Origin of the sequence: Prosthecobacter sp., assembly GCF_044373815.1 — a bacterium.
GTDB lineage: Bacteria > Verrucomicrobiota > Verrucomicrobiia > Verrucomicrobiales > Verrucomicrobiaceae > Prosthecobacter.
On sequence record NZ_JBIPNG010000216.1, the window covers coordinates 1 to 10,502 of the forward strand.

A 10,502-nucleotide genomic window follows, 5' to 3' on the forward strand; every position below is an offset into this window, starting at 1 on the left:
ATGTTTGAACCTTCCAACAGCGGATCGAATGGCTTGAGCACCTCAACATCCAGGTCTGCATAGATGCCGCCGTGGTGGTGCATGTAAGCCACGCGGATAAAGTCCACCTTCAGGATGTTTGGGGTCAGCGCGGTGTAATGCTCTATAAACTCCGGGTAGTGCTGCCGAATCAGGTCAAGATTGTCAGCATCATTCCACAGCCGGCATTCCCAGCCAGGGTGATGCGCGCGCCATGAGTGTTGAAACTCGCGCAGGTCGCATGGCATCTCCGCTCTGTCCCAGGTTTGGTGAATGATGCGTGGAATCATCTGAATCTACTCATTTATGGATTGGCTTTGAGTCTCTGTGCCTTTGCATCTTTGCACGAGCCAGCGCTCGAGCTTTTCCGTGTCAGGACGCTGGCGCATGCGTTCCGCACACGCTGCGGCACGCTGACGTATTCCAGAATCTTCCAGGCATCGCTTTAACAGCGGCATGGCACGCTTGAGGTTGAAGCCGCGTGTGCCGAGGTTCAGCCCGACCCCAAGGCGCTCCACGCGGTCGGCATTGTCGAACTGATCGTGCGCCATGGGCACGATGAGCTGTGGCACACCTGCGGCGAGGCACTGCGCGACGGTTCCCATGCCGCCATGATGCACAAACGCAGCCACATGAGGCAGCAACTGGCTGAAAGGAGCGTACTCCACGGCCTGGACCGATGCTGGCAGCGAGGCCGGAAGCTGATTGAGATCGCGCGTCACAAAAACGGCGCGGAATTGATTCTGCGTGACGAGTTGCAGCGCTGTTTCAAAGAAGTCTCGAGCATGTCTGTGCCCGGTGCCTGCGGTGAAAAGCACGGGCTTGTCACCGGTCTCCAGGAAAGTTTTCAAAGCAGGTGGCAGCGTCTCTTCCTGTGATAAATCTTCGAGTGGGTAATCCCATTGGAGCAGGTTGCGCGGCCAGTCCGGTTGCGGTGGCGCATACCAGCTGGGGAAAAGTGCCAGCACGCCATCCGGAGAGTCCCACCACTCCCAGCGCAAACTTTGGGGAGCAGGAACGCCGTGATCATCGCAGGCTTTCTGGACGTGTGGATGCGCATAGCGGTCGAACGGATTGGGCCCTGAAAGCACCAGCCTGCGCAGGGCCAGAGGCAGCCACCGCAACCAGCGAAACGCGGGGATGAACAGCGGCGGTGCATGCGCGCTGTTCACCAACAAGGGATAAGCATGCACGGTCACCAGTGGAATGCCGTGTTTTTCGCGAATCAAGCGCGCGCCAAAGCAGGTCATGGGCGCGAGCATGAGGTCGGGCTGGCCATTGCGGGCCATCCAAAGCTCAATTGCTGCAGCGTAGTCACCCGTGGCGCGCCCTGCATAACCGTGTGCGACTTGGGTAGCTTCGATGATCTTGAACAGGCCCGGATGGGAGAGCATTTCATCAAAGTCATCCCGTGCCAGAGGCATGAAATCGACTCCAGCCCGCACGCAGGCGCTTTCAAATGCGCGCGCTGCGATCAGCGTCACTCCATGGCCGTGCTGCTTGAGGAGCCGGCCCAGCCAGATGAAGGGGAAGACATCTCCCGAGGTGCCGTGAGGCAGCAGGAGAATCTTCTTCATGAGCTCATTCGTGCCTCCAGCCATGCGATGAGTTGGTCGTCAGGCGGCTGCTGGCGCATGCGTTCAGCGCACAGGGCGGCGTTGCGGCGGATGGTTTCATCGGTGAGACAGCGCTTCAGCAAAGGCATGACATGGGGCACGTCAAAACGGTCCACACTGATGGTCAGCCCCGCGCCCAGACGCTCCACCCGATCAGCATTGTCGAACTGATCATGGGCCATCGGCATCATGAGCTGGGGAATGCCTGCGGCGAAGCACTGGGCCACCGTTCCCGGGCCGCCGTGATGCACAAAGGCCTTGGTGTGCGGCAGCAGCGTGCTGAAAGGCGCGTATTCGACAGCGTGAATGGAGGTAGGAAGGACCGAGGGCAGCTGCTGAAGATGACGGGTGACAAAGACTGCGCGGCACTGCAGTTCCTCAACCAGCTTGACCGCGACCTCGAAAAAGCGATGTGCATGCATCGGCCCGCTGCCGGGAGTGAACAGCACCGGCTTGTCGCCCGCCTTCAAAAACGAGACGAGATCCGGCGCCAACGGCACATCGCCCAAGTCCTCCAAGGGGAAGTGCCATTGCAGCAGGTTCTGCGGCCAGTCAGGCTGGCGTTTGGCAAACCAGTCGGGGAACAGGGCCAGTACCCCATCTTGAGAGTGCCCCCACTCGCGCTCCAGATCACGCGGCACTGCCACGCCATGTGCGGCGCACAAAGGTTTCAAAGCGGCCAGCGCGTGACGATCAAAAGGGTTGGGTGCGGCAAAAATCAACTTCCTCATCCACAAAGGAAGCATGCGCAGCCAGCGAAATGCAGGCGTGAGCAAGGAGGGCTCATAGGCGCTTTGCATCATCAGGGGATAAAGATGCACCGTCACCAAGGGCAGACCGAGTTTTTCACGCAGCAATCGCGCGCCATAGCAGGACTTTTGAGCGAGCATGAGATCGGGCCTGCCGTGCGTGGACATCCAGGTCTCGACTGCTTCGATAAACTCACCAGCAGCCCGGCCGGAGTAGTAATAGGCCAGCCGTGTGCCTTCGACTTTTTTGGACATGCCCGGGTTTGCAATCATCTCCTCTCCCACGAGGTTTTTCGTCGCCAAGAACTTCAGTCCGCTCTGTTCGGCATAGGAGGCGTAGCCGGGCGTGGTGATCAAAGTCACGTCGTGACCGCGTGCACGGAGCAGCTTGCCCAGCCAGATAAAAGGCAGGATGTCGCCACAACTGCCGTAAGGCATGACTAGAATTTTTTTCATGAGGAAAATGATGAATGAAGACCGCCTTCAGCGCATCTGGCTTCCAACCAAGAAGTGAGATTGGTGGCAGGCGGCCTGTGACGCATCCGGCTTGCACATTCCCCGGCTTGATGGCGCAGGGACTGTTGTTCCAGGCAGCGCCGCAACAACGGCAGTGCTCGTTCGACGGTGAACTGGTCCAGGTTCAGCGCCAGCCCGGCGCCGAGCCGCTCCACGATAGCGGCGTTGTCAGGCTGATCGTACGCCATCGGCGTGACGAGTTGTGGAATTCCCGCCATGAAGCACTGCGAGAGTGTTCCCATCCCACCGTGATGCACGAGCGCCGCAGCGTGGGGCAGCAGGGTGCTGAATGGCGCGTAGCTTGTCACGAAGACAGACTGGGGCAGGCCGGTGGGGGCTTGATGAACATCGCGTGTGGCAAACACCGCCCGGCAGCCGAGACGGGCCGTGATTTCCGCCGCCATTTCAAAATAGCGGCGGGAATGCAGATGATGGCTGCCCAGTGTGAAGACGACGGGCTTGTCACCTGCAGCGAGAAACGTGGACAGATCCGGCTCCAGCGGCCTGGCATCAGCCATATCTTCCAATGGGAAGTCCCATTGAAAGGTGTTCGGCGGCCAGTCCGGCTGCGCCGAGGCAAACCATTCGGGAAACAAAGCCAGGGAGCCATCCGGCGAGTGCCACCAGTCGCGCAATCGCCGTGGTGCTTTGACGCCCTGTTCAGCGCAGCACTGGCGCACTTGAGGCAAGGCCAGATGATCGTAAGGCGCGACATTCGTGAGGAAGTAACGACGTAGTGGCAATGGCAGCATTCGCAGCAGTCGCGCGAATGGCACACTCAGTGGCACGGCATGCGCGCTGACGAACTGCAGCGTGCTTAGATGCGTGGAAATCAGCGGCGTGCCCAGTTTGGCCCGCAGCAGTGGCGCGGCGAAGTTCATGATCGGCGCCAGCATCAGATCCGGCCTGCCGTTGCGGCTGAGGTCCTCCATGACGGCCTCCACGTATTTGGGAACACAGCGCCCGGCATAAGCATAAGTCAGCTTTAGGCTCTGATGCGGCCGCCAGAAGGCAGGATTGCGCACCAGCTCCTCGTAGCCGTCATTCTTCAGCGGCGCGAATTCCAAGCCCGCCTGCAATGCGGCTTCGCGATACGTTTCCAGCCAGACCAGCAGCACGCTATGCCCCCGTGCCCGCATTTGCCGCCCGATCCAGATCAGAGGCAGCACATCACCTGTCGTGCCGTGCGGCATAAGAACGATGCGGCTCATAGGGCTTGCATGCGTTTTTCCAGCCAGTCCATCAGCACGTCCGGAGCCCGCCGCTCGCGCATTCGCATGGCATAGGCACTGGCTTTCTCACGAAGGGTGTCATCCTCCAGGCAGCGCCGCAGCAGCGGCAGTGCACGTTCGACGGTGAAACGGCCATGGCTGATGCTCAAACCCACGCCGAAACGCTTCACGCGATCTGCGTTGTCCGGCTGGTCCAGCGACATGGGCACCACAAGCTGCGGCAGTCCGGCCGCGAGGCACTGCGAAGTCGTGCCGATGCCACCGTGATGAACAAACGCACGTGCTCGTGGCAGGAGCAGGCTGAAGGGCGCATAAGCCGAGACTAACACTCCTGCGGGCAGATCTCTGGGCACTTGGTCTGTCTTCGGCGTGATGAAAATGGCACGACAACCCAGCTCACTGACCAGCTTTGCTGCGGTCGCGAAAAAGGCCTCGGCATGAAAGTGCCCGGTCCCTGCGGTGAAGAGCACCGGCTTCTCTCCCTCGGCCAGAAACTTGGCCAGCGCATCGTCCAGGGGGCGCTCTGCCGCCATGTCTTCGAGTGGAAAGTCCCACTGTAGCAGGTTCTTCGGCCAGTCCGGCTGCGGCGGAGCGAACCAGTCAGGAAACAAAGTCAGCACCCCGTCGGGCGAGTCCCACCATTCCTTCCACAAACTACGCGGTCTGACGCCGTTCTCAGCGCAGCAGCGCTTCACCGCCGGATAGGCAAAAAGGTCCAACGGGTTGGGAAACCACAGAATGAACCGGCGCAGCAGCAGCGGAAGCTGACGCAGCCAAAGGAACGGCGGAATGACGACGGGAGGCAGATGCGCCTTGATGATCATCATTGGGTAGAGATGCACCGTCACCAAAGGGATCCGCAGCTTCTCACGCAGCACTCGTGCTCCAAAGCAGATCATCGGCGCCATCAACAGATCGGCGGGGCCGTGTTGCGTGATCGCCGCTTCCGCAGCCGCCACATAATCCTTGGCTGCACGACCGCCATGCTGGTAGGCGGTGGCTAGTCCGATTCCCAGCTTCCAGAGACTGGGGGCTTTGAGCATTTGCTCCAGTTCATCGCCGCTCGTGGCCACAAAGTTCAATCCTGCCTGCCTGGCGATTGACTCATACCTTGGTGCGGTGACCAGCGTCACGCGATGCCCCCTCGCCATCAACTGGCGGCCCAGCCAGATGAACGGATAGGTGCTGCCCGAGGTTCCATAGGGTAGCAGCAGGATGTGGCTCATGTGGGAGTAGGAGGGTGTGCCATTCGGGCTTCAATCCAGGACATCAAGGCAGCCGGATCTCTGTCCTGCCGTATCTTTACCGCACACGCCAGCGAAGTCTGTCGAAACGCCACATCTTCAAGCAACCGTTTCAAACAGCCGACCACGCGCTCCGGCGTGAACTGCCGGACGCTGAGACCAATGCCGGCACCGAGGCGCTCCAACCGGTCCGCGTTGTCGGGTTGGTCATGGGCCATCGCCATGATGAGCTGAGGCACACCGGCGGCGAAGCCCTGCGACAGGGTGCCGATGCCGCCATGATGCACAAACACCGCAGCATGCTTCAGCAGCGTGCTAAATGGCGCGTACTCGACTGTGAGAATGCTCGCAGGCAAATTTGGCGGCACCTGCTTCGGCTCACGCGTGACAAAGACTGCACGGCAGCCGATGCGCTTGACGGCTTCCGCAGCGACAGCAAAAAAGCGTGACGCCTGCACATTCGCACTGCCTGGGGTGAAGATGACCGGGCGCTCACCGTTCGCGAGAAACGCCTGCAACTCTGGTTGCAGCGTCTGCTCTGTCGCCAGATCTTCGAGTGGAAAAGTCCATTGCAGCAGATTGGCCGGCCAGTCGGGCTGTGGTTGTGCAAACCATGCGGGAAACAAGGCGAGCACGCCATCCGGTGAATCCCACCACTCACGCCACAGACTGCGCGGTGGTTTGACACCGTTTGCTTCACAGATGCGGCGCACTTTGGGCAGCGCGAAGAGATCGACCGGATTTGGCAATTCGAAGATCAGCTTTTTGCACCACACGGGCAGCTTGTTGAAGAGGCGCATCACCGGATGCAGCAGAGGCGTCTCATGCACACTCAAAAAAACAGCGGGCTGCAGATGCACGGTGATCAGCGGGATGCCATGCTTTTCACGGGCTAGACGTCCGGCGAATGCGGTAACGGGAGCCAGCATCAGATCGACCTTCCCACAGCTCTCGATGGCGACGAGATAGGGCTCCACGGATTTGGCGGCGAACTCAAACACCACCTTCGTGCCGATGCCGGACTTCCAGATGCGGGGATCTCGGATCATGGCCTCGAACTCGTCTCTTTCCCCCAGAGAAATGAATTCGATGCCGGCTTTGCGCGCCTGTTCTTCAAACAGACATGCCGTGATCATTCTCACGCGGTGTCCGCGCGCCATGAGCTGCCGCCCCAGCCAGATGAAGGGGAACACATCGCCGGCACTGCCGAATGGAAGCAGTAGGATCTCAGCCATGCGTCCAGCGTTTGAGCAATGCAGGCAGGGCCTGCGGACGTGACATCGTCACATAAATGCCTCCCACCACCGCACTGGCTCCGCAGAACCAGAAGATGTCTCCCGGTGTCCAGCCCAGGCGGGTGTTCAGCTCTTTTTGCAACACAGCAGCGGCGCTGATGCCCACCCATGAAAGCCACGAGGCCGCCCCCTGCACCGAGCCTTTGCGATCTGCTGGTGGCCGATGCTGAAGCACTGCTGCCAGCGGCACGATGAACATGCCACCGCCGATGCCCAGCAGGGTGAGACAGACGGTGAATGCCGATCTGGAGATGTCTGCCAACCCGAGTGCGAATCCCATGATCGCCATGAGGAAGGCACCAAGCGGGATGAGGCCATACTCCACGTGATCCCCGCTCAATTTTCCGGCAAGCAAACTGCCCGCCGCCATGCCGACGGCGAGCGCGACCTGCAAGGCGCTGTTTTCCATCGGCTTGATGTGCAGCACCTGCTCCGCATACAGCACCAGATTCATCTGGATGAGCACGGCGATGAAAAAGAAGCCCGTGTTGCCGAGATTCGCCCGCCACAGGTCGCGGTCGGTGCGCATCCATTTAAACTCGCGCCACAGGTCGCCGAGGAAGTTGAGGCGCAGCGGCTTGTCAGGGCTCGCGGCAGGCACGCGCGTGATGCCCAGGCTCATGAACCAGCCGATCATGGCCAGAGCCAGAAGGATGCCGCCCGACCACGCCGGTTTGCCTGCAAAGCTCTCCGCCAGCCATGCGGCGGCCAGCGTGCCGAAAATCGCCGCCAGAAAGGTGAGCATCTCGATCACGCCATTGGCCCATGAGAGCTTGGCAGGAGGCACCACTTCTGGCAGCGAGCCATACTTGGATGCTGCAAAGAACGCGCTGTGCACCCCCATGAGGCAGATGCTCACGAGCTGCAGCCCCATCCTGCCGGAGGCCAGCGCATAGGTGGCGAAGATCATGATGCCAATCTCCATCGACTTCACGCCGATCATCACATGCCGTTTGCTGAAGCGGTCGGCCATCCAGCCGCCAAACATGGAGAGCAGCAGAAACGGAATGGCAAAATACATGCCCGAATCCGACACCAGCGCGTCAAGCTGCTCCTTGGGCAGCTTCTGCGCGATCACCAGATAGATAACCAGCCACTTGAGCACGTTGTCAGAAAACGCCCCCTGAAACTGAGTGCCCATCAGGCTCCAAAAGCCGCGCTGCCAGTTGGATTCAGAAGTTGGAGGGGAAGAATCGTTCATGCGCGTTTGGCGGCGGCTTGTTCGGGCGTGGGGCAGATTTTCTTCAGCACAAAATGCGTCGGCACAAAGACCACGAAGATGAGCAGCGCAAGCCATGTGACGAGATAAAGTTCGGGGCTCATCCAGGTCTGAGGCTGCGCATCGTCCATGCCGAAAACGTAGTTCACATTGCGCGGCAGATTGGGGTCCGAAAGGATGGCGCCGGCTTTCGGCAGCCAAAAATAGGCCACAAGGCAGGAGGCCGAGGCCAAAACCGTCCAGCCTTTGATCGCACGTTTGTCATAGCCCAGCCTGAACACGAGAAAGGCCAGCAGGAAGGGCAACCAGCCATGGAAGAGCGACAAGCCGCGCAGAAACAGCGGCTTGGTGCCATCAAACATGTAGGCCGTCATGCCCGTCATCTTGAAGCCGCAGAGCTGCACGGCAAAATCCACGCACCACAATGCCTGTGGCATCAGGATTCCCACCGCTGGCAGTGAAAGGAGCAGCGGACTTTCCAGCCATATCCCGACCAGTGCGAACAGTAGGGCGATGTCGCAAAAATAGAGAAAGTTCGTCGGGCCGTAATGGTACAAGTAAACGGGAATCAAAACCGCCATGAAGGCGGTGTAGGCGAGCTTGAGCCAGAGCGGGATGGCGTGGGCGGAGTGAGAGTTGTTGTTCATGCAAGGGGAGCATCCAACCATCGGCTCAGTCTGACCAATCGACCGTCTGTGAGCTTGTATTGAGAAAATGCATGCCCCTCAGACCTGGGCCTACTGAACGCTCAGGCAGACCATGTCACCGGCGGCGTTGCGCACGTAGACATGTCCGTTGGCAAACACCGGAGCGCTCCAGCAGCGCCCGGTGAGCACTGGGGTGCGGGAAAGAGGCTCAAATTTGGCAGCGCTGGCTTTGGCGATGATCAATTCACCCTTGGCCGTCAGGATGATGAGCTTGCCATCGGCAGCCATCAGCGAGCAGAAACCGACGTCTGCCGCGCTCCATTTCTCCGTGCCAGTGGCGAATTCGATGCACTTCAGGCTGGCGGATTTGTCTGAATCGCCATCGCTGCCGTAAAGATGGCCGTCGATCAGCACGCTGGAGTTGAATTGGTTTTTCATCACCCGGCTGCGCCAGATTTCCTTGGGTTCGGCGGAGCTGAGATCCAGCAAGGCACAGCCTTTGTTGTAGCCGGTGGAGATGAAGAGCTGGGTGCCGCTGAGAATCGGATCCGCCGCGTTCACGCCGTAGCTGGTGGACCAGGTGTGCTCCCACAGCACGCTGCCGTTGCTGGGATCGACCCCCTTGTAAGCACGACCGGAACTCAGCACGACCTGAGTCTTGCCATTCACTGTGATTGGATACGGCGTGCAGTAGCCCGAGTTGGCCTTGTCGCTGGTCCACACCGTTTTCCCCGTGGCTTTCTCGATCGCTGTTCCAGCTTTGCCAACGTTCACAATGAGGAGCTTGCCCGCGACCAACGGTGAACCCGCAAAACCCCAGTCCGGAATGTCGGCCTCGGTTTCCTTCTGGATGTTTTTCTGCCACACGACCTTGCCCGTTGCAGCATCGAAACAGAACAGATCGCCCCAGCGGCTGAGATGATACGCCTTGCCGTCTTCAATCGTCGGCGTGGCCGAGGTGCCGCCTTCATAATACTTGTCGCCGAGATCGGCGGCATAGGCGTGCTTCCATACTTCCTTGCCACTCGTGGCATCAAAGCAGAAGACCGTGTCCTTGCCGTCCGCATGCCCTGTGGTGTACACACGACCTGCAGCCACGGTGAAGGAAGCAAAGCCGATGCCGATCTGCGCTTCCCAGACCTTTTTGATTGTGGTTCCAGTCAGTTTTTCACTCGAAATGCCGTCATGATTGGGCCCGCGCCAGATCGGCCAGTCAGCGGCTTGCAGGGTGGCGGCGGCAAGAAGGAAAAGGAGCGTGGATTTCATACCCCCGGAATGGAGCGGGAACGGCCTGAAATGGCAAGCTTGATCTCGATTGCGCCCCACTGTTCCATTCCTGCGCGGCAAGTGCGGTTTACACTCGCAGACCACCTTTTCATGTGCTTTTTCACCTGCCCATGCCAGCCACCGCCACGATCACCAACATCTCCTGCTATCAATTCGCCGAACTCTCCGGATTGAAGGAGATGCGCGCGCGGCTGCTGGAGCAATGCAAAAAACTGGGCTTGAAGGGCACGATTTTGCTGAGCACGGAAGGCATCAACATGTTCGTGGCCGGCGTGCGGGAGAATGTGGACGCACTCGTGGATGAGCTGCGCGCCATTCCGGGGCTGGCAGGACTGAAGCCAAAATACAGCGAGAGCGCGGAGCAGCCGTTCCGCCGCATGCTGGTGCGCATCAAGCAGGAGATCATCGCTTTCGGTGTCGAGGGCATCGAACCAGCGAAGTACACATCGCCACGCCTGGAGCCCAAAGTTTTAAAACAGTGGCTGGATGAAGGCCGCCCGGTCATTCTGTATGACACACGCAATGATTACGAAGTGAAGCTCGGCACCTTCAAAGGTGCCGTCGTGGCGGGTGTCGATTCCTTCCGCGAATTCCCCGAAGCGGTGCGCCGTCTGCCACCCGAGATGAAGAAGGCGGAGATCGTGTCTTTCTGCACCGGCGGCATCCGCTGCGAAAAAGC

9 protein-coding genes and 1 pseudogene are annotated in these 10,502 nt (G+C 59.7%); 1 reads left to right on the plus strand and 9 read right to left on the minus strand.

Annotation, left to right across the window (positions count from 1 at the left end):
- From ACIREA_RS17470 to ACIREA_RS17510, 9 genes are all read right to left on the minus strand, one after another.
- A partial coding sequence (locus ACIREA_RS17470; RefSeq protein WP_397383601.1) for a glycosyltransferase family 32 protein occupies positions 1–308 on the minus strand: 308 nt, incomplete at its 3' end.
- A gap of 6 nt (positions 309–314) precedes the next feature.
- Positions 315–1,595 carry a glycosyltransferase gene (locus tag ACIREA_RS17475; RefSeq protein WP_397383602.1) on the minus strand — a complete coding sequence of 427 codons (1,281 nt, stop codon included), beginning with the start codon at positions 1,593–1,595 and terminating at the stop codon, positions 315–317.
- The gene (locus tag ACIREA_RS17480; RefSeq protein ID WP_397383603.1) at positions 1,592–2,839 is read right to left on the minus strand and encodes a glycosyltransferase; all 1,248 of its coding nucleotides are present in this window, start codon (positions 2,837–2,839) and stop codon (positions 1,592–1,594) included. The genes ACIREA_RS17475 and ACIREA_RS17480 overlap by 4 nt, the downstream gene beginning before the upstream one ends.
- Positions 2,836–4,110 carry a glycosyltransferase gene (locus tag ACIREA_RS17485; RefSeq protein WP_397383604.1) on the minus strand — a complete coding sequence of 425 codons (1,275 nt, stop codon included), beginning with the start codon at positions 4,108–4,110 and terminating at the stop codon, positions 2,836–2,838. Before ACIREA_RS17485 ends, ACIREA_RS17480 begins: the two co-directional genes overlap by 4 nt.
- Positions 4,107–5,357, minus strand: coding sequence for a glycosyltransferase (locus tag ACIREA_RS17490; protein WP_397383605.1), 1,251 nt, complete (start codon positions 5,355–5,357; stop codon positions 4,107–4,109). Before ACIREA_RS17490 ends, ACIREA_RS17485 begins: the two co-directional genes overlap by 4 nt.
- Positions 5,354–6,610 carry a glycosyltransferase gene (locus ACIREA_RS17495; protein WP_397383606.1) on the minus strand — a complete coding sequence of 419 codons (1,257 nt, stop codon included), beginning with the start codon at positions 6,608–6,610 and terminating at the stop codon, positions 5,354–5,356. Before ACIREA_RS17495 ends, ACIREA_RS17490 begins: the two co-directional genes overlap by 4 nt.
- The gene (locus tag ACIREA_RS17500) at positions 6,603–7,871 is read right to left on the minus strand and encodes an MFS transporter (RefSeq protein ID WP_397383607.1); all 1,269 of its coding nucleotides are present in this window, start codon (positions 7,869–7,871) and stop codon (positions 6,603–6,605) included. The genes ACIREA_RS17495 and ACIREA_RS17500 overlap by 8 nt, the downstream gene beginning before the upstream one ends.
- A complete protein-coding gene (locus ACIREA_RS17505) occupies positions 7,868–8,536 on the minus strand; it encodes a hypothetical protein (protein ID WP_397383608.1) in 669 nt (222 codons plus the stop codon). Before ACIREA_RS17505 ends, ACIREA_RS17500 begins: the two co-directional genes overlap by 4 nt.
- A 90-nt stretch (positions 8,537–8,626) precedes the next feature.
- The gene (locus ACIREA_RS17510; protein ID WP_397383609.1) at positions 8,627–9,802 is read right to left on the minus strand and encodes a PQQ-binding-like beta-propeller repeat protein; all 1,176 of its coding nucleotides are present in this window, start codon (positions 9,800–9,802) and stop codon (positions 8,627–8,629) included.
- Between the two features lie 131 nt (positions 9,803–9,933).
- Between ACIREA_RS17510 and ACIREA_RS17515 the strand changes: the two are divergent.
- A pseudogene (locus tag ACIREA_RS17515) lies at positions 9,934–10,502 on the plus strand (pseudouridine synthase); the annotation flags it as partial.

Bases quoted from the DNA above. Each gene is read 5' to 3' on its own strand.
- ACIREA_RS17480 (WP_397383603.1), bottom strand. From the start codon at position 2,839: ATGAAAAAAATTCTAGTCATGCCTTACGGCAGTTGTGGCGACATCCTG.
- ACIREA_RS17485 (WP_397383604.1), bottom strand. From the start codon at position 4,110: ATGAGCCGCATCGTTCTTATGCCGCACGGCACGACAGGTGATGTGCTG.
- ACIREA_RS17505 (WP_397383608.1), bottom strand. From the start codon at position 8,536: ATGAACAACAACTCTCACTCCGCCCACGCCATCCCGCTCTGGCTCAAG.
- ACIREA_RS17500 (WP_397383607.1), bottom strand. From the start codon at position 7,871: ATGAACGATTCTTCCCCTCCAACTTCTGAATCCAACTGGCAGCGCGGC.
- ACIREA_RS17495 (WP_397383606.1), bottom strand. From the start codon at position 6,610: ATGGCTGAGATCCTACTGCTTCCATTCGGCAGTGCCGGCGATGTGTTC.
- ACIREA_RS17475 (WP_397383602.1), bottom strand. From the start codon at position 1,595: ATGAAGAAGATTCTCCTGCTGCCTCACGGCACCTCGGGAGATGTCTTC.
- ACIREA_RS17490 (WP_397383605.1), bottom strand. From the start codon at position 5,357: ATGAGCCACATCCTGCTGCTACCCTATGGAACCTCGGGCAGCACCTAT.
- ACIREA_RS17510 (WP_397383609.1), bottom strand. From the start codon at position 9,802: ATGAAATCCACGCTCCTTTTCCTTCTTGCCGCCGCCACCCTGCAAGCC.